This window comes from Afipia sp. MLSD5-FHT05B12 (genome assembly GCF_058793355.1).
In genome coordinates this window covers 202,433-221,442 of the sequence record NZ_JBXAFS010000003.1, presented here as the reverse complement: position 1 = coordinate 221,442, position 19,010 = coordinate 202,433, and the positions used below count along the sequence as shown (strand labels likewise).

Here is a 19,010-nt window from a genome sequence, read left to right as displayed (position 1 = left end):
GAGGATGATGCATTGACCGGCGAGGCGGGTTGACCCTAATCTGGCACCGGATGAATCGCTGAGTAGTCTTGTTTTTGACTATCTATTTTCCGAACGTGCCTGAACGGGACGCAGGCTCGCGAGTTTAATACGCGGAAGTGCTCCACGGCGTTTCCGGAAATGGAGGTGTTCTTTATGACTCAGATCAAGACACGTTCGAACTTTTTGAAGCGTGCTCTGGCGGCGGCGGCGTTGGTGCTGGTCTATTCGATCAGCTTCATCGGAACGTCGTTCGTTGTCGCGACCTCGACGTCGACCTCGGCGGAAGCCCGTGGTCGTGGCGGCGGCCGCGGTGGCGGGCGTGGCTGGGGCCGCGGTCGTGGCGGCGGCTGGGCTCGTGGCCGCGGTCGCGGATACTATCGTGGCCGTGGTTATGGCTATGGCTTCGTCGCACCAGGCTGCTACTGGAGCCCGCGCTGGGGCCGGACGATCTGTCCGTACTGAGAACTGGGCGCTCGCCTGAGCGAGTTGCATGAAAATACGAGGTGCGGCGGTCGCCGTCGCGCCTCGTTTCGTTTGAGGGATAGATTTGGCCGTCGCCGGCCAGTAGCGGTCAGGATTTGCGCGATCCCGAGGCGCGGGCGGGGAGAGGCGTGGGGACACAGGCTCCGCCCACGAGTGCGTCATGCGCCGTCGACACAATCCGCCGGATAATGTCGTCGGTGTCATTCAGATCGCACAATCCGCCCGACAGTTTCTTCAACCGCTCGCTGTCCGTCACGGTCTGCCGGATCATCGCCAGAGCGAAGTGCAGGCCCCAATAGATATCGACTTCGTCGCGATGGGGCAGGGCGAGGCGCAGCGCCGTCGCAAATCTCTGCAAGTGCCGGAATTCGCGATCGACGATCTTCTTGATCGGCGGCACGGTCTCGACCGAGGCGCGGGTCATGAATCGGGCCGCGGCGGAGCGTTGCAGGTCGGGGTTAAGGCACCATCGCAGCGGCGGGCCAACCAGCGCGCGCAGAATGGCCTCGACACTCGGACGGCCACCGCCTTCGAGCTCCGCGGCTTTCAGTTCGGCGAACCGCTCGCGGTTCAGCACCGTGGTGCGGCTGACGAACAGGTCGGCCAGCAATTCGTCCTTGGAGCCGAAGTGATAATTCACCGCCGCCAGATTGACGCCGGCGGCGGCCACGATGTCACGCATCGTGACTTCGCCGAAGCTGCGCTCCGCCCAGAGCATTTCAGCGGCGGTGAGAATGGCGGTTTTCGTTTGGTCGCTCGACATAGAAGCCATGCAAAGTGAGAGATGCCATGCAAATGCGGAAAAGCTGTTCCGCGTTGCGAAATCATATCAAACATTTGTTTGATTGTCACTTGTCATTCAAACAAATGTATGAAATCAACCTAGCAGCAAGATTGCAGCGCGGCAAGGCATCCACGCGATGATCAGACAACGTCAATACTGCTGACGTTGATTGTCAGGTGGACAGCCGGTCGCGAGTGTTGCAAGACCGTCGCCAACCAACAACAAGAGAGGACCGTCCTATGGATTTCACGATGTCTGCGCGCCAGACCGAATGGCGTAACCGCGTTATCGCGTTCATGGACAAGCATGTTCGCCCTGCGGCTCCGATCTACAAGGAGCAGGACGCCAAGGGCGACCGCTGGAAGGTGATTCCGGTTCTCGAAGACCTCAAGAAGAAGGCAAAAGCCGAAGGCCTCTGGAACATGTTCATGCCGCCGAACGAGCATGAAGACGACGAATTCCGCGGCGCGGGCCTGAGCAATCTCGAATATGCGCTGCTCGCGGAGCAGATGGGACACTTCTACTGGGCTTCCGAGGTGTTCAATTGCTCAGCGCCAGATACCGGCAACATGGAAGTGTTCATGCGGTACGGCACCAAGGAGCAAAAGCGCCAGTGGCTGAAACCGCTGATGAACGGTGAAATCCGCTCCGCGTTCCTGATGACCGAGCCTGCGGTGGCGTCGTCCGACGCGACCAACATCGAAACCAGCATCAAGCGCGATGGCGATCACTACGTCATCAACGGCCGCAAGTGGTGGTCGTCGGGTGTGGGCGATCCGCGCTGCAAGGTCGCGATCCTGATGGGCAAGACCGATCCGAGCGCCGCGCGCCATCAGCAGCAGTCACAGATTCTCGTGCCGCTCGACACGCCCGGCATCACCGTCGAGAAGATGCTGCCGGTGTTCGGCTTCGATGATGCGCCGCACGGCCATGCACAGGTTCTGCTCGAGAACGTGCGCGTGCCTGTCAGCAACATTTTGCTCGGCGAAGGCCGCGGCTTTGAAATCGCGCAGGGCCGCCTCGGTCCGGGCCGCATCCATCACTGCATGCGCACCATCGGCGCCGCCGAAGAAGCGCTTGAGAAGATGGTCAAGCGCCTGTCCTCGCGCACCGCGTTCGGCAAGAAGATCATCGAGCAGTCGGTGTGGGAGCAGCGTATCGGCGAAGCGCGCACCAACATCGAGATGACCCGTCTGCTCTGCCTCAAGGCGGCTGACATGATGGACAAGGTCGGCAACAAGACCGCTCAGCTCGAGATCGCCATGATCAAGGTCGCGGCACCGAACATCGCGCTCAAGATCATCGACGATGCGATCCAGGCCTACGGTGGGGCGGGCGTGTCCGACGAGGCTGGTCTGGCGAAGTCCTACGCCGGCATCCGCACGCTGCGTCTGGCGGACGGACCCGACGAGGTTCACAACCGGGCCATTGCGCGGCTTGAGCTTCGGAAGTATTCCAATCGCTAACTGAAATAAAGAGATTGGGAGACGGTATGGGTCTCGGTGTGAGAAACGACTCTGACTTCTCCGGCACCATGCCGGTGGAAGAACGCCATCGTGTTGACGAGGCTAATCTCGCCAAGTGGATGGCGACACATGTCGAGGGCTATGCGGGACCGCTCACGGTCTCGCAGTTCAAGGGAGGTCAGTCGAATCCGACATACCGCCTCGACACACCCAAGACCGCTTACGTGATGCGGCGTAAGCCGTTCGGCAAGCTTCTGCCGTCGGCTCACGCCGTGGATCGCGAATTCAAGGTGATCGCGGCCCTGCATGCGCAGGGTTTCCCGGTGGCGCGCGCTTACGCGCTCTGCATGGATGACGCGGTGATCGGCGCGGCCTTCTACATCATGTCGATGGAAGAGGGGCGCGTGTTCTGGAATCCCACACTGCCAAGTCTTGAGCCCAAGGAACGTCACGCGGTCTTCACCTCGAAGATCGAGACGCTGGCGAAGCTGCACAGCTACGATCCGGAGAAGATCGGGCTGGGTGACTTCGGCAAGCCGGGAAATTATTTCGCGCGTCAGGTCGACCGCTGGACCAAGCAGTATCGCGCGTCCGAGACCGATCCGATTCCGGAAATGGACAAGCTGATCGAATGGCTGCCGAAAACGGTGCCACAGCAGAAGCGCGTGTCCATCGTGCATGGCGACTACCGCCTCGACAACATGATTTTCTACGCGGACAAGCCGCAGGTGAAAGCCGTGCTGGACTGGGAGTTGTCGACGCTCGGCGATCCGATGGCCGATTTCGCCTATCTGCTGATGCAGTGGACCATGCCTGGACTCGACGGCGCCGATTTCAAGGCGCTCAACATTCCGACCATGGAAGAAGCGGAAGCCATCTACTGCAAGGCGGCGGGCGTTCCGCCGATCGAGAATCTCAACTGGTACTTCTCGTACAATCTCTTCCGGCTCGCCGGCATCGTGCAGGGAATCGCCAAGCGCATCGTGGATGGCACCGCGGCCAACGCGAAGGCGCAGGAATCCGCCTCTCGCCGCGTCCCGCTGGCGCAGGCGGCCTGGGCCTATGCGCAGAAGGCCGGCGCGAGCTAACTCGCAAACAATTCCGGTGTGACGCGCGGCAGCGCGCGTCCGCTCAACTCAATCAAAAATCTGGAGAACGTCATGGGTCGCCTCGAGGGCAAGTCCGTCATCATCACCGGCGCGGGCAGCGGCATCGGCCGCGCGGCATCGCTGATGTTCACCAGGGAAGGCGCGAAGCTGATCGCCGTCGACAAGACCGAGGGCGTCAGGGAAACCGTCGATCAGGTGCGCAAGGCTGGCGGCACCGCGGAAGCAGTGATTGCCGATGCGGGTGTCGAAGACGAGGTGAAGGCTTTCATTGCCAAGGCGATCTCCGCCTACGGCAAGCTGGACGCGATCTGGGCCAATGCCGGTATCGGCGGCGGCCTGATCCCGCTGGCCGAGCAGACGCCGGAGCACTGGCAGGAAGTTCTGCGCGTCAATCTGATCGGGCCGTTCCTCGCGGTGAAGCATTCCATTCCACATATGGTGAAACAGGGCCATGGCGCCATCGTCTGCACGGCGTCGGTCGCAGGCCTCAAGGCCAACGCCAGCGGGCATCCCTATGCGGCGAGCAAGGCGGGTGTCATTAGCCTGGTGCAGACCACGGCGTACTCTCTCTCCGGCACCAATGTCCGCATCAACGCGGTATGCCCGGGACTGATCGAGACTGGCATGACCAGACCGATTTTTGACAACGCGAAAGAGCGCGGCACCGAGGGCAAGATTGGCCAGCTCAATCCGCTCAAGCGTCCGGGCCAGCCGCATGAACTCGCGGCGATGGGACTGTTCCTCGCCAGCGATGAAGCGTCTTACGTCAACGGGCAGGCGTTCCCGGTCGATGGCGGCCTGACCGCCTCGATGCCTTACGCCGGCAAGCCGATCTGACACGCATGTCGAACGCTCCCGCCCAACCGTTCGTTGCGCAGCACGCTGTCCCGACAGGCATGACATCGACGCGCTGGTGGTGGGTGCGGCATGCGCCGGTTCGCACCGACGGCGGAAACATCTACGGCCAGTTCGACATCGATTGCGATTGCAGCGACAGCGTTGTGTTCGCGGGGGTTGCGAAATTCCTGCCGAGGGATGCTGTCTGGTTTTCCAGCAACCTGAAGCGCACGCATCAGACCGCCGCGGCGATCTGGGCGGCCGGATTGCCCAAGCCCGATCAGATGCATCAGGACAAGGCGTTCGCCGAACAGGATCTCGGCGAGTGGCAGGGCGTGAACCGCGCCGCGTTCTTCGCCGCGCGTCCGGCCTCGATCGCGAGCTACTGGTTCGCGCCCGCGCATGAGCGCGCACCGGGCGGCGAGAGTTTCAACGATCTGTTCGATCGCACAGTGGCCGGTATTCAACGCATCAACGCGGCGCACGCGGGCAAGGACATCGTCTGCGTATCGCATGGCGGGCCGATCAAGGCGGCCATTGCGCATGCGCTGGGGCTGGAGGCGGGTGCGGGTTTTGCGTTCACCATCGATAACTGCTCGGTGACACGGCTCGATCATCTCGCGAGCGATGGGCACACCGGCTGGCGTGTGCCGATGATAAATCAGCAGCCATGGATCGCCAGCCACGCGCATGATGCCATGCATCAGCCGGCGGGGCCGGAAGTCACCAACAAGCTCGGATAACAAACAGATATCGCAGGAGAGAAACGCATGACCTTGTTCGACATGACCGGAAAGACCGCCGTCATCACCGGCTCCACCAAGGGCATCGGCCGCGCCATCGCGGAGCGCATGGTGGAGCATGGCGCGCAGGTCGTGATCTCCTCACGCAAGCAGGATCAATGCGATCAGGTGGCGAAGGAAATCAACGACAAGTTCGGCAAGGGAAAGGCGATTGCCGTCGCGGCGAATATCTCCAGCAAGGAGAACCTCCAGAACCTGGTCGATGAGGCCAACCGCGCCTACGGCAAGATCGATGTACTGGTCTGCAACGCGGCGTCGAATCCGTATTACGGGCCGCTCGCGGGCATTTCCGATGACCAGTTCACCAAGATTCTCGGCAACAACATCGTTGCCAACAACTGGCTTATCAGCATGGTCGTGCCGCAGATGATCTCGCGCAAGGACGGCTCGATCATTATCGTCTCGTCGATCGGCGGCCTGAAGGGCTCGACCATCCTCGGTGCCTACGCGATCTCGAAGGCCGCCGATATGCAGCTCGCGCGCAACCTGGCCTGCGAGTACGGCCCGCACAATGTGCGCGTGAATTGTATCGCGCCGGGCCTGATCAAAACCGATTTCGCCAAGGCGCTGTGGGATGATCCGGATAACCTGAAGGCATCCACCGCGCGCTCGCCGCTGCTGCGCATCGGCATCCCGGATGAAATCGCAGGCGCTGCGGTGTTCATGGGATCGGCGGCAGGCAACTTCATGACCGGCCAGACGGTTGTGATCGACGGCGGCGCAACGATCAGCTGACCCTTCGACAGGGCAGCTTCCCGTCGGATAGCAAGATCGTCATGGCCGGACTTGTTCCGGCCATCCACGTCTTGATGATGCTGATAACAAAAGACGTGGATCACCGGGACAAGCCCGGTGATGACGTGCCGTGTGTTGCGAGTGCCTGCTTACTCCACCGTCGCGTAGACAAGGCTGCGCACCAGCGTGCGGAAATATTCGCGCTGGCCGGGGCCCTGGCTCAGGAAGATCGCGAACAGGTCTTCCTTCGGGTCGATCCAGAAGAACGTGCCTGCGACACCGCTCCAGAAGAACTGTCCGACCGAGCCGGCATAGGGAGCCATGCCTGCATCGGTGCGCACCGCAAAGCCGAGGCCGAAGCTGTGGCCCGGCGGCAGCAGGTGCGACTCGACCTTGACGCCGGGTGCGAGATGGTTCGACGCCATCAACGCCAGCGTGGTGCGCCCGATCAAGCGATTGCCGTCCAGCGTGCCGCCGTTCAGCAGCATCTGGCAGAAACGCGCATAGTCCATCGCGGTCGAGACCAGCCCGCCGCCGCCGGATTCCATCTTCGCGATTTCCAGCGGGTCGAACAGCGCAACCTTGTCGCCGGTCCATGGGTCGGCAGCGAAGGGCTGCGCAATGCGCGACTTGTTGTCCTGCGAGGTGTGAAACCCGGTTTCGTTCATCTGAAGAGGGGTGAGAATCTGCTCCCGCAAGAACACGCCCAGCGTCTTGCCGGAAACGACTTCGATAACGCGGCCGAGAATGTCGGTCGAACGGCTGTAGTTCCACTCCGCGCCGGGCTGGCACATCAAAGGCATGCCGGCGATCAGCTTGGCGTGTTCCTCGTTGGTGATGTCACGGCGGAACGTCTTCGCCTTGGCATACATCCGCTGCACCATGCCGGCGCCGGTGATTTCGTAAGAGATGCCGGAGGTGTGGCGCAGCAGGTCCTGAATCGTGATCGGGCGGACCGGCAGTGCGAATTCCATCGCGCCGTTGCGCTCGATGCCGACCTTCTGGCTGGCGAATTCCGGGATGTACTTGGCGAGCGGATCGTTGAGCAGGATGTGGCCGTCCTCGACCAGCATCATGATGCCGAGCGACACCAGCGGCTTGGTCATCGAGAAGATACGGAAGATGCTGTTCGTCGCCATGGCGGTGCTGCCGGCGGGGTCCTGCTTGCCCTGCGCTTCGAACCAGCCGATCTGCCCGCGCCGCGCCACCATCGACACCACGCCGGGCGTCGTGCCCTTGTCGATCTCGCGCTGGAAGGCATCGCGCATCCGCTCCAGGCGCAGGGCGGAAAGGCCGATCGCTTCCGGCTTGGCCGAGGGAAGTGCGGGGGTTGCCTTCACAGTTTCCTTGGCTGCGCTTGGCGTGGCGTGGACGTTCATGTTGCCTCCGGTTCTTCTTGTTTTGAAATTGCGGACCGAGCTTGGCCCAGAACGTCATCTTTGAACAGACCGCAGCGCAATACAATTATAAGTAGACAATATCATTTTCACTCCTCTATCTCTCGCTTGGGCTGAGTAAGGCAAAACAGCGGGGGCTGTATGTTGAGGACTTTGGGGCTTGCACGGCGTTTTGCCGTGCTTGCGGGTGCGTTTGTGCTCGCTGGCTGCGTGACAGCAAAAAATTCACTTTCGCAGGACGATATTTCCAGCATGAAATTGACGGATATCGCCGTCAGTTTTGCTCCTGATGCTTCAATGCAATGGGAGGACGGCATCCGGGCCTACGCCACGGCGAAGGCTATCCCCGACGACCAGATTGCGACGGCGACGAACACGCCAGAAGCGAAAGCCTATGCCCGGAATTTGCTGGCGCAGCGGATCAAGGCGGGGGTCGAGAAAGCGATGGCCGGTCAGCTCAATGGCACGCGGCCGGTGCGTCTCAATGTCGTCCTCCACAGCTTCACCGTCGTGCCGGCAATTCAGCGCGTGGTCATCGGCGGCCATCATGGCATGGTTGCGGACGCAAATCTGGTCGACGCAAAGACCGGCGCCACCATCCTGGCCCATCCGAAAATGAATGTGACAATGGTTGTGGGGCAGGGTGTGCTCGGAACCGCGGTTCAGGCAGCGATCGACAGCGCCTCGGCGCAGAGCACCACTGACAAAATCGCCGACAGTTATGGCAGCAACTATCGTGAGTGGTTGTTGCGCAAGACGTCGTGAAACCGAAATCCGCGCATCTCTCATCATGAGATTTGCGCGGAATCGCGGGTGGCCTTCTCAGGCGGCCCGTACCTCGCGCAGGAAGGCGTCGACCTGGGCCTTCAGCGTTTCGCCGTTCTGTGAAAGCTCGGCGGCGGATGAAACGACCTGATCGGCGGCGACGCCGGTCTCACGCGCCGCATCGCGGACGCCGACGATGTTAGCTGAGACTTCGCCCGTGCCCTTCGCAGCCTGGGCAACATTGTGAGCAATCTCGCGGGTAGCCGCGCCTTGCTCCTCGACGGCTGACGCAATCGCGCTCGCGATCTCGTTGACCTTGCCGATGGTGCGGGTGATGCCGTCGATCGCCTCGACGGAGGTCCGGGTGGCGGACTGGATGGCGCCGACCTGTGCCGAGATATCGTCGGTCGCCTTCGAGGTCTGGCTTGCCAGCGCCTTGACCTCGGATGCGACAACCGCGAAGCCGCGCCCGGCTTCGCCCGCGCGAGCCGCTTCGATGGTCGCGTTGAGCGCGAGCAGGTTGGTCTGTGCGGCGATCTCGCTGATCAGCTTCACCACGTCGCCGATCTTCTGGGCAGCCATCGCCAGTCCCTGAACTTCGGCGTTGGTGTCGTTCGCCTGATTGACCGCGTGACCCGCGACCTGCGCGGATTCGTTGACCTGCTGGGCGATCTCGTTGATCGAGGCGTTGAGCTCCTCGATCGCGGCCGCGACGGCCTGCGCATTTGCCGATGCCTCTTCGGACGCGTCGGCGACCGCCGTCGTTTGCTGTGTTGCTTCTTCCGCGGTGCGGGCCATGCTTTCAGCGGTGTTGCGCAACTCGGTCGATGCGGCACCCACGGCATTCACGACGCTGCCGACGCCGGTTTCGAACCGCTCCGCGAGAGCGAGTACGGTGCTGCGGCGTTCTTTCTCCGAAGCAATCCGCTGATCTTCCTGAGCCGCCCGCAAGCGGCCGGTTTCGATCAGGCTATCCTTGAACACCTCGACCGCGCGCGCCATCGAGCCGATCTCGTCGCGGCGCGCTGCACCGGGCACAACGACATCGTGTCGGCCCGACGTGATCGTGCGCATCGCGCCTTCGAGCGCCACAATGGGGCGGGCGAGTCCGCGGCCGACCCATGCGGCGATCATGACGGCGATCAGGACCGCGGTAATGGCACCCGCGGCGAGCCATTTGGCGGAGTTGGCAGCGAGTTCCTGATAATCCCTGGTGTTGCGGATGATCTCGACCACGGCGACAGGCTGGCCGGAAAAGTTCTTGAGCGGGCCGAAAGTCGCGGCGGTCGGCTGGCCATCCAGCGAGTTTGTGACGACGATCGATTCTCCGGCCAGCGCGCGTTTGAGGATGGCCGGGGACGCGGTAGCGCCCTTGACCGTCGATGCCAGGGTCTGAAGCTTGTCGTTGTTGATCTGATGGATCGCGACATCGACGCCGAAGCGGGACTTCATCGAATTCACGAATGTCTCGCCGAACGGCGCGCCGACATCGACCGTGCCCAGCAAGGTCTCGCCATCGAGGATTGGGGTGGCGCCGAAGATGTTGAGAACGTCGCGGCCGGCTTCGACACCGCCGATCGGCTTTTTCGTCGCAAACGACTGAACGATCATCTTGCGGCGGGCGGTGATGTCGTCGCCAAAGGCTTTCGGATTGTGAACCCGGGTGAGGGCGATGCCCGGCGGTATCTGGATGGTGATCAGTTCGATGCCGAGAGGCTTGATATCTTTCAGTGTCTTGTCGAGCATCGCATTGATGCCTGCGCGGTCCTGCGCGCGGATCAGCGGCTTGAGCTCCGGCATGTTCGCCAACGCGTTCGCCACTGCCTGCACGGCGCGTGTATCGGAATCCATGGCGCCGATTATGTTGGCGTAGTCGGATTGTAACTCGCGGTGGAGCGCCAGATCGACCGCGGTGTTTTGCCGCCAGAGCCCGAACGCAGCCAGCCCTGCGCAGGAGGCAGCCGCCACCAGTGAAATCGCGATCATAATCCGGGCGGAAACGGACCAAAGTTTGCGCATCGTGTCCCCAAAAATCCTGAGCCATGACAGAGAATTCTGTTGGGGAGTTTTACGAATTTTGAATCAACACCGGGTTAAGGGCCGCCATTTTCGCGTTGTTCGTCAGGCGGATTCTTCATTCGGCCGCTGAAGGTGTTTCATTCGCCTGGTGGCGCGGCTCGGAGGAGGGCGCCACCATGCTCAAATGGAAGACGAGACCGGAGGGCGGGTAGCGGAAGTTGCAGTCGCCGCCCAGTTGCCGGCTGAGATTCGCGATCAGCCGTGTGCCGAAACCTTCTTCTTCCGGCGGCTGGATAACCGGCCCGCCGCTCTCGCTCCAGATCAGGCTGACGATCGTGCCTGTTGGATCGGCGCGCGTCATCCAGCCGATGGTGACGCGGCCGCTGTCGTTCGAGAGCGCTCCGTATTTAAGCGCGTTGGTGCAGAGTTCGTGCAGGATCATCGCCATCGGCACGGCAGTCGTCGGCGGCAAGTCCACAGCCGGTCCCGAGATCGCGACACGATGGCCGCGCTCCTGATGCAGAGGCGCCATCGCGGCTTCCGCGATTTCCGACAAACTGGCGTGCTGCCAGTTCTTCCGGGTCAGGAGATCGTGGCCGCGCACCAGGGCCTGAAGCCGCTCGTGAAACTGGCGCAGTGCCTCCGGTCCCTGGCTGTGGCGAAAGCTCAAGCTTGCGATCGACTGCACGGTGGCGAGGGTGTTCTTCACGCGATGGGCAAGTTCATGGACCAGAATCTCGCGGCGCTCCTCGGCGGTCGCGCGCTGTTCTTCGCGCATCGCGTTTTCGTCCATCAGCCGGTCGAACGTCTGCCCGAGAACGCCGATCTCGTCGCTGCGGCCGACGATACCGGTTCGCGCGGCGTCGTGACCGCGCCGCCAGGCCTCGGCCGTCGCCACCATGCGCATCAGCGGCCGGCGGATGATGCTCTCGCCGACGAGCCATGCCAGCAGGAACGCAACCGCGCTTCCGAGCGCGAACAGCGCGATGCTGTTGCGGACGGCGCGGTCGATCGGTCCAAACGCTTCGTCGCGCGAAATGCCGCTGGAGACGTAGAGGCCGAACGGGGTCACCGACGCGGGGATGTAGCCAATGATGCGCGCGACGCCGTCGATCCCGATAACGTCGTCGGTTCCCGGCGCGGACATTCCGATTCTGCCGAGGCTGTCGCTGATTTTCGTGCCGACAAATTTTTCCGGGGCGGGCTCCCGCGACACCACGATGCCGTTGCGGTCGGCGATCAGAATGGAGCCGCCGCGCGGGACGCCGCGCTGCTTCAATTGCTGCCCCAGCCATTCCAGATTGAGGCCGGCCACCACCGCGCCTTCGACCTTGCCGTCGCGGATGATGGGGATTGCCAGCGGGATGATGTTGCGGTTCGAAATCTTGCTGACGGTGAATGGGCCGATCGCGAATTTTTTCTGATCGACGGTCTCGCGAAAGTAGTCACGCTCCGCAAGATTCGGGGAGGCGAGACTTGGCTCACTGAAGCAGCGGATATTGCCGCCCAGATCGACGATCAGAAGAGAGGTCAGCGGTTCGGCATGCGGACGGACCCGCACGACATAGTCGGTGCATGCGGTGCTGCTGAGCCGGTTGACCTCGTCCGCCTCCGCGACCGCCCGTAGCGTGCCCTGGATACCGTCGAAGATCTGGCCGATTTCAGAAGCGACGACCTGTGCGTTGCGTAGCGCATCGCCCCGGATTTCGGCATAACGCGTGTTGCGCAGATCGAATGCACCATAGGCGACCGCGGCCAGGCCGGGCAGGGATGCAACAAGGGTGAGGGCCAGCAGCCGGTGGGTGAGCGACATGCGGCGTATGGCATTGCGAAGCGGCAAACCGTTTCCATCCCCCGCCGGTTGAGCTTCTCGTTAATGTACGCGGCGCGCCGGACGGCGGCAATCGCTGGAAACCGGGTTCCATCAGGGGGTTATCGCGGAGAAACCGTTGCGGGATTCTCCGGAAAATCAGCGAGAAATCGCCGAGAGGGGACGTGACGGCGCGAAAATGGTTCGCTATAGAGGCGGCTCTGTAGGAGCGTAGCTCAGTTGGTAGAGCATCGGTCTCCAAAACCGAGGGTCGCAGGTTCGAGCCCTGCCGCTCCTGCCAGATAAATACTGGCATCGCAAAAATTTCTGGTTGTGATTTTTTTCGGTTCTTCGGTTTGGCGCTTTCACGACCGGATTCGACAGTCTTCAATTCCACTTCGAATGAGCGAGCAACACCGTGCATTTTTGGTGCTTATCCCCCATTGTCGAAGCCGTAATGCTATCCGCCGGGTCGAGGATTCCAGCCTAAAAGCGAAAGTCGTAAAAAACCCACACCTCTTCGGGACGCATAGGCGTGTCGGGGCTTGCTCTCCACCACTAGTTGCGCTTGGATTGCATCGGGTCTGGGGAGACTTTCAAATGTTCATTCTACGTTGCGCGGCGTCGCTCGCGCTGATTTTCCTTGCCGCCTGTCAAACGTCAGCACCAGCCGATAGGTCAGTGGCTTCAAACCCACCTCCCGAACGGCACACGCCCTATAATCTGGACAAATCTGACATCGTGGCCGTTCAAACAGGTACACGTTCATCGCTGAAAGACCCTGATTCTGCGCGGTTCGGGAAAATGGTTGCTGGCACGAACTCAAAGGGCGAGGTGATCGTCTGCCTGATGGTCAACGCCAAGAATAGTTATGGGGGATACACAGGCGAGAAGCCGTACTTTGGGATGCTTTTTCGCGACAAGAAGCCGACAAAATTTGTGGTGGTGCCAGATACTAGTGGGCTTCCTCAATATCGGGACGAGGCGGTTTTCAAGGTGTGTAGTGATTATGGTTTGTCACCGGTCGGCTAAGCCGCCGCTGCAGGAGACTGCATCAACCAGCATCGGGAAGGAGTGACGATGTCTGTCTATTTAATTACTTGGGATATCAACCGCGCAAAACCCAACTACGACCAGGCTCGGCAAAATTTGATCACACATTTGGAGCGATACGAACACGTCAAAGATCCGGGGTTAGATTCCGTTTGGTTTCTCAACTCGACAGCGTCCGCTAACGATATTGACGCGGATGTGAGAACGCGGATGGACAATAATGATCGTCTAGTTGTGACCAAATTGAACACCGGACAGCATCAGGGATGGCTCGGTCAAAACATTTGGGAGTGGATAAACGCTCGACTTTGATGGAAAGATTTGAGTACGACATATCCCTACATCATCTATTGCCGACCATGTCGCCCCTCAGGCGGATATTTCCATCGCGCGAAGAACAGAAGCGCTAGCAGCGCGATGGACACTGCGATTGTTACGACAGAATAGAAGTTTTGCTGCTTAATTTGGTTTGAAAACATGCCCAACATAGAGTTGTTGAAATCGTCCCTCTCCTTTTGGGAAGGGTTTTCATATTGGTGCTTACTCGCGCTGGTCGTTGTTCCAGTTGCTGACTGGATATTAGAGTTCACGAGTTGGCTTGAGTCTGAAGCCATTAAGCGAAAGCTGTCGTCAGGAGTTGCAATCGTACTGATCGTCGCGGCCATGGGCGAAGTGCTGGCGCACACTAGAAGGGCGGCACTAACACACGAAATCTTCGGTATTCTCCAAGAGGAAACAAACGCGGCTAATGTGAAGGCGGCCGAGGCGATAGAGCGCGCTGCGGTGGCTAACAAACTTGCGGAAGAGGCGAAAGAGCGCGCGGCAGTCGCTAACAAGCTTGCAGAAGAAGCGAAAGAGCGTGCCGGCATTGCATATGAAAGCGCGGCGAAAGCAAACGAGCAAACAGCCAAGGTCCAAGTTGTTGCAGCGGAGCTAAGTTTAAAGAACGCGGAACGGCAAAAAGAAATCGGAGCGCTCCGGAAGGACATTAGTGTCCGCGAAATAAGCGACGCGCAGCGCGACGCGTTCACGGATGCAATCGAAGGCCGAAAGCAAATCATCACACTAATCCTACCTGACGACCCTGAACCTCGAGCATACGGCGACGAGGTTATAAAACCCTTGTTTCAGAAGGCGATTTTCACGGTTAAGATTGAAGACCTTAAGGGTTCGGATAAACATACCGGTATCATCGTATGCGAAAACGGTGGCAATGAAGCTAAGCTATTCCGAGCGCTCAGGAAGGCAAAAATTCCAGCTAGGCTCTTCCGAGAATCTTCGCCTAATCGCCCAGATTACTGCTCAGCCCCACCATTCACTCCTACCCCCACTATGCGAGTATTTGTTGGTTACAGAGTGACCGCGCGGGGTCGATGATCTCTAAAATGCTGCGATGCAACCACATTTGCGCTGCTTGCTAATTGTTGTATCCGAGGCGGCGGTTAGCCGGGGCCGACCATCACAGCCTAGCTCAGGCGCACGAGACATCCAGCCCGTTCTTGCCGCTGGGCTGCGATCGAGAGCCGACGATCAAACTCCGCCCTCGTTTCTGCTTAGATTTGACCGTATAAATACGTTCGTTTCCGGCCTTTGGCCCGCGCACTCAACCTTGACCTGACGGCCATCCCACAGTAGATAACGGCACCTGCTGCCGGCCCGTTTTGACGGATATCCGGCGCGGCATTGAAATCCCGGACAATCGAGCCCGCTTGGCGGCTCATCCTTCAAAAGAGGGTTGGGCACACGAGAGGGCTGTCCGGATTCCTGAAATAAACTGAAATCACGCCAGGATACGACGTTTTCCCGGCATTATGGATGCGGACCACAGACGATGGCTCTCAGCCCGTTCAAATTTCTGCAGGAAGTGCGCTCGGAGACCGCGAAGGTCACCTGGCCGACCCGCCGCGAGACCATGATCACCACCATCATGGTGTTCATTATGGTCGCGGTGTCCTCAGTGTTCTTCTTCGTCGCGGACCAGATCATTCGCGTCCTGATCACTTTCCTTCTCGGCATTCAGGCCTGAGCGCGGAACCGAAACAATGAGCATGCGCTGGTACATCGTTCACGCCTATTCGAACTTCGAGAAGAAGGTCTCCGAATCGATTCGGGAGCAGGCCAAGCAGCGCGGACTTGAGGATCTTTTCGAGCAGGTGCTGGTGCCGACCGAGAAGGTCACGGAAGTGCGCCGCGGCCGCAAGATCGACGCCGAGCGCAAGTTCTTCCCGGGCTACGTGCTGGTGAAGATGAACCTCACCGACGAGGCGTTTCATCTCATCAAGAACACGCCCAAGGTGACGGGCTTCCTCGGCGCGGAAAACAAGCCGATGCCGATTTCGGAAGCCGAAGCCATGCGCATCCTGCATCAGGTGCAAGAAGGCGTGGAGCGTCCGAAGGCATCGGTGTCGTTCGAGATCGGCGAGAACGTGCGCGTGGCCGACGGCCCGTTCGCCTCGTTCTCCGGCGTGGTCGAGGAAATCGACGAGGCGCGTTCGCGCGTGAAGGTCGCGGTATCGATCTTCGGACGTGCGACGCCGGTTGAACTGGAATTCGGTCAGGTCGAGAAGGTCTGATCGACCGCCGCCATCCTTCGAGGCCCTCGCTCCGCTCGGGCACCTCAGGATAACGGTACGAGTTTCGCGTCATCCTGAGGTGCGAGGGCAACGCCCGAGCCTCGAAGGACGACGCGAGAGAGACAGCGAAGGCTGTTTCTGCAATGCCGTGGAAGGAGACAGCCGGTCGCCAGCCGTCCGTCGAACCGCACCACGGTCCTACGAAGATCCGGAATGGTCCGGATCGTTTGAAGGAGTAAAGTATGGCTAAGAAAGTGACCGGATACCTGAAGCTTCAGGTCCCGGCCGGTGCGGCGAACCCGTCGCCACCGATCGGCCCCGCGCTTGGTCAGCGCGGCCTCAACATCATGGAATTCTGCAAGGCGTTCAACGCGCAGACGCAGAAAGAAGAAAAGAACACCCCGATCCCGGTGGTCATCACCATTTATGCGGACCGGTCGTTCACGTTCGAGATGAAGACCCCGCCGATGTCCTACTTCCTCAAGCAGGCGGCGAAGATCCAGTCCGGCTCCAAGGCGCCGGGCCGCGACGTCGCTGGCAAGGTGACCAAAGCGCAGGTGCGCGAGATCGCCGAGAAGAAGATGAAGGATCTCAATTGCGATACCGTCGAAGCGGCCATGAAGATGGTCGAGGGCTCTGCCCGTTCGATGGGTCTCCAGGTGGCGGGGTAACGATCATGGCTATTGGCAAGAAACTTGCGAAGGCCCGTGAGGGTATCGATCGTGAGCACCTCTATCCGCTCACCGACGCGGTGAAGATGGTCAAGGAACGCGCTTCGGCGAAGTTCGACGAGACCATCGAGATCGCGATCAATCTCGGTGTCGATCCGCGTCACGCTGACCAGATGGTTCGTGGCGTTGTCACTCTGCCGAACGGCACCGGCCGCACGTTGCGTGTCGGCGTGTTCGCGCGCGGCGCCAAGGCTGAGGAAGCCAAGGCCGCGGGTGCGGACGTTGTCGGCGCCGAAGACCTCGTTGAGAAGGTCCAGGGCGGCGCGATCGATTTCGATCGTTGTATCGCAACCCCGGACATGATGCCGCTGGTCGGCCGTCTTGGTAAGGTACTCGGCCCGCGTGGGATGATGCCGAACCCGAAGATCGGCACCGTGACCATGGACATCGCCAACGCCGTGAAGGGCGCCAAGGGCGGTTCGGTCGAGTTCCGCGTCGAGAAGGCCGGCATCGTGCAGGCCGGCATCGGCAAGGCCTCGTTCTCGGAAGAGAAGCTTGTCGAAAACATCAAGGCGCTCGCCGACGCGGTCGTGAAGGCGAAGCCTGCTGGATCGAAGGGCACCTACGTTCAGCGCGTTGCGGTCTCGTCGACGATGGGTCCGGGCGTCAAGGTCGAGCCGGGCAGCCTGCACTGATAGGCAACGGCTTGTGAATGATCTGAAGGCGGGGCCGCGAAAGCTGCTCCGCCTTTTTGTTAGAGGGCCCATGTCTCATCGTCATGCCCGGCCTTGTGCCGGGCATCCACGTCTTCCTTTCTGGAAATATCCAATTAAGACGTGGATGGTCGGGACGAGCCCGGCCATGACGCAAGTGGAAATGCAATGCCCCATCAAGTCCTGATCTATTCACGTTTTCCCAAGGCCCAGATGGTGCGTATCGGCGAGCGTTACGATTTGCTCGACGGCAAGGGCAGGCCGCCGATCGAGACGTTCAGCGCCGATCAGCTCAAAACGATCCGCGCCATGATTACGGCAGGCGGGCAGGCGATCCCGCCGGCGGTACTCGATACGCTGCCGTCGCTCGGCGCGATCATCTGCTATGGCACCGGCTACGACGGCGTGGACTTCGCGGAAACAGCGAGGCGCGAGATCCTTGTCGGCAACAGTCCGGCGGCGAATGCGGCTGCGGTCGCCGATATCGCAATGACCCTGATGCTGGCGGCGACGCGGCGGTTGTTACAGGCGGATGACTATGTGCGCAGCGGCGGATGGTCGGGCGCGAAACCGTCGCCGTCGATGCGGCCGCCCCTCGGCATGACGGGACGCAAGATCGGCATCTACGGCATGGGCGAAATCGGCCGGAAGATCGCGGCGCGCTGTGCGGCGTTTGAAACCGAAGTCGGGTACCACAGCCGCAGCAGGCATGACGTGCCTTATGCCTATCACGCGAATCTGGCGTCGCTGGCCGAATGGTCCGACATTCTCATGGTCGCGGTGCGCGCGGGCGCGGATACGCAGCACGCCGTCAATGCGGATATTTTGCAGAAGCTCGGACCGCAGGGCACCATCGTGAACATTTCGCGCGGATCGGTCATCGATCAGAAGGCGCTGGTTGCCGCGCTCGAGAGCAACGCCATCGCTGGCGCGGGTCTCGATGTTTACGAGAAAGAGCCGCACGCGCCCGATGCGTTGACGAAACTGACCAACGTCGTACTCACGCCGCATATCGGAGGGCACACGGTCGAGGCGCACATCGCCATGCAGGACTGCGTGATCGCGAATCTCGATGCCTTCTTTTCAGGCAAGCAGCTTCGCTATCCGGTGGCGTGAGGCCGGAAAATAAATTTGTCATCATCCATGTCGTGAATGCTGACATATATAGGAAGCCGAAACGCAAACTGCGATGCTTCGTTCCTCGCGTACTGAAAAAATTTATATCGCCGCAGCGCACATTAGTTTGATTGCTGATTAGAACGAGTCGAATGTAGTGTTCGCCTTCGAATTTCGAAGGAGATCCGCGATGGCGGCATTCGTACTCAAGATCAACGGCGGCGAACATCGTGTGGATGTCGACCCGCAAACACCTCTTCTCTGGGCAATCCGCGACGGCGCGGGACTGATGGGCACCAAGTATGGCTGCGGCGTTGCGCAATGCGGCGCATGCACGGTGCATGTCGATGGCCAGCCAGTGCGGTCATGTTCGTTGCCGGTCTCGGCGGTGGGCGCCAGCGAAATCACCACCATCGAAGGCGTCAAGAGCCGCGAAGCCCAAGCTGTGCAGAAGGCGTGGGTCGCGCTCGATGTGCCGCAATGCGGTTACTGCCAGTCCGGTCAGATCATGAGCGCGACGTCGCTGCTCTCGCTCAATCCGAAGCCGACGGACGAGGACATCGATCTCGCGATGAACGGCAACATCTGCCGCTGCGCTACTTACGTGCGCATCCGCGCCGCGATCCACGATGCCGCCAAGTCGCTGGAGGGCTGA

Annotated in this window: 19 protein-coding genes and 1 tRNA gene; 16 read left to right on the top strand and 4 right to left on the bottom strand. The window is 60.6% G+C overall.

The window, feature by feature from the left end:
• Positions 1-174: 174 nt before the first annotated feature.
• Entirely contained in the window at positions 175-483 is a 309-nt protein-coding gene (locus tag AC1Q6J_RS05755; protein WP_492278363.1) for a hypothetical protein, read from the top strand.
• Between the two features lie 109 nt (positions 484-592).
• Here the strand turns inward: AC1Q6J_RS05755 and AC1Q6J_RS05750 are convergent, their stop codons facing one another.
• On the bottom strand, positions 593-1,267 hold the full coding sequence (locus AC1Q6J_RS05750) for a TetR/AcrR family transcriptional regulator (RefSeq protein WP_492278362.1): 675 nt from the start codon (positions 1,265-1,267) through the stop codon (positions 593-595).
• A 260-nt stretch (positions 1,268-1,527) separates the two neighbouring features.
• On the opposite strand from AC1Q6J_RS05750, the gene AC1Q6J_RS05745 reads away from it, so the two are divergent.
• The 5 genes from AC1Q6J_RS05745 (at position 1,528) to AC1Q6J_RS05725 (ending at position 6,238) form a co-directional block, all read left to right on the top strand.
• Entirely contained in the window at positions 1,528-2,754 is a 1,227-nt protein-coding gene (locus AC1Q6J_RS05745; RefSeq protein ID WP_492278361.1) for an acyl-CoA dehydrogenase family protein, read from the top strand.
• A 26-nt stretch (positions 2,755-2,780) separates the two neighbouring features.
• A complete protein-coding gene (locus AC1Q6J_RS05740) occupies positions 2,781-3,842 on the top strand; it encodes a phosphotransferase family protein (protein WP_492278360.1) in 1,062 nt (353 codons plus the stop codon).
• Between the two features lie 72 nt (positions 3,843-3,914).
• The gene (locus tag AC1Q6J_RS05735; protein WP_492278359.1) at positions 3,915-4,700 is read left to right on the top strand and encodes an SDR family NAD(P)-dependent oxidoreductase; all 786 of its coding nucleotides are present in this window, start codon (positions 3,915-3,917) and stop codon (positions 4,698-4,700) included.
• 5 nt (positions 4,701-4,705) lie between these two features.
• On the top strand, positions 4,706-5,443 hold the full coding sequence (locus tag AC1Q6J_RS05730) for a histidine phosphatase family protein (RefSeq protein WP_492278358.1): 738 nt from the start codon (positions 4,706-4,708) through the stop codon (positions 5,441-5,443).
• A 27-nt stretch (positions 5,444-5,470) separates the two neighbouring features.
• Positions 5,471-6,238: an SDR family NAD(P)-dependent oxidoreductase gene (locus AC1Q6J_RS05725; protein WP_492278357.1), complete on the top strand. Its 768-nt coding sequence runs from the start codon at positions 5,471-5,473 to the stop codon at positions 6,236-6,238.
• Between the two features lie 149 nt (positions 6,239-6,387).
• Here AC1Q6J_RS05725 and AC1Q6J_RS05720 read toward each other — a convergent pair whose 3' ends face one another.
• Positions 6,388-7,617: a serine hydrolase domain-containing protein gene (locus AC1Q6J_RS05720; RefSeq protein WP_492278356.1), complete on the bottom strand. Its 1,230-nt coding sequence runs from the start codon at positions 7,615-7,617 to the stop codon at positions 6,388-6,390.
• Between the two features lie 270 nt (positions 7,618-7,887).
• Here AC1Q6J_RS05720 and AC1Q6J_RS05715 point away from each other — a divergent pair, with 270 nt between their 5' ends.
• Complete coding sequence (locus tag AC1Q6J_RS05715; RefSeq protein WP_492278355.1) at positions 7,888-8,400, top strand: DUF6778 family protein; 513 nt, start codon at positions 7,888-7,890, stop codon at positions 8,398-8,400.
• 57 nt (positions 8,401-8,457) lie between these two features.
• Here the strand turns inward: AC1Q6J_RS05715 and AC1Q6J_RS05710 are convergent, their stop codons facing one another.
• Positions 8,458-10,419 (bottom strand): methyl-accepting chemotaxis protein, encoded by a 1,962-nt coding sequence (locus AC1Q6J_RS05710; protein ID WP_492278354.1) that lies wholly within the window; start codon positions 10,417-10,419, stop codon positions 8,458-8,460.
• Positions 10,420-10,534: 115 nt separating this feature from the next.
• Positions 10,535-12,259 (bottom strand): sensor histidine kinase, encoded by a 1,725-nt coding sequence (locus AC1Q6J_RS05705; RefSeq protein WP_492278353.1) that lies wholly within the window; start codon positions 12,257-12,259, stop codon positions 10,535-10,537.
• 195 nt (positions 12,260-12,454) lie between these two features.
• Between AC1Q6J_RS05705 and AC1Q6J_RS05700 the strand changes: the two genes are divergently transcribed.
• From AC1Q6J_RS05700 to AC1Q6J_RS05660, 9 genes are all read left to right on the top strand, one after another.
• A tRNA-Trp gene (locus AC1Q6J_RS05700) sits at positions 12,455-12,530 on the top strand.
• Between the two features lie 299 nt (positions 12,531-12,829).
• Positions 12,830-13,261: a hypothetical protein gene (locus AC1Q6J_RS05695; RefSeq protein WP_492278352.1), complete on the top strand. Its 432-nt coding sequence runs from the start codon at positions 12,830-12,832 to the stop codon at positions 13,259-13,261.
• Between the two features lie 498 nt (positions 13,262-13,759).
• A complete protein-coding gene (locus AC1Q6J_RS05690) occupies positions 13,760-14,659 on the top strand; it encodes a hypothetical protein (RefSeq protein WP_492278351.1) in 900 nt (299 codons plus the stop codon).
• 454 nt (positions 14,660-15,113) lie between these two features.
• Positions 15,114-15,308 carry a preprotein translocase subunit SecE gene (gene secE, locus AC1Q6J_RS05685; protein WP_024574987.1) on the top strand — a complete coding sequence of 65 codons (195 nt, stop codon included), beginning with the start codon at positions 15,114-15,116 and terminating at the stop codon, positions 15,306-15,308.
• Positions 15,309-15,324: 16 nt separating this feature from the next.
• Positions 15,325-15,855 (top strand): transcription termination/antitermination protein NusG, encoded by a 531-nt coding sequence (nusG, locus tag AC1Q6J_RS05680; RefSeq protein ID WP_006021087.1) that lies wholly within the window; start codon positions 15,325-15,327, stop codon positions 15,853-15,855.
• Positions 15,856-16,097: 242 nt separating this feature from the next.
• Positions 16,098-16,526, top strand: coding sequence for a 50S ribosomal protein L11 (rplK, locus tag AC1Q6J_RS05675; RefSeq protein ID WP_002712322.1), 429 nt, complete (start codon positions 16,098-16,100; stop codon positions 16,524-16,526).
• A 5-nt stretch (positions 16,527-16,531) separates the two neighbouring features.
• Complete coding sequence (gene rplA / locus AC1Q6J_RS05670) at positions 16,532-17,221, top strand: 50S ribosomal protein L1 (protein WP_425991171.1); 690 nt, start codon at positions 16,532-16,534, stop codon at positions 17,219-17,221.
• 186 nt (positions 17,222-17,407) lie between these two features.
• Positions 17,408-18,355, top strand: a complete 948-nt coding sequence (locus tag AC1Q6J_RS05665) for a 2-hydroxyacid dehydrogenase (protein WP_492278350.1) — start codon at positions 17,408-17,410, stop codon at positions 18,353-18,355.
• Positions 18,356-18,545: 190 nt separating this feature from the next.
• Positions 18,546-19,010: a (2Fe-2S)-binding protein gene (locus tag AC1Q6J_RS05660; protein WP_492278349.1), complete on the top strand. Its 465-nt coding sequence runs from the start codon at positions 18,546-18,548 to the stop codon at positions 19,008-19,010.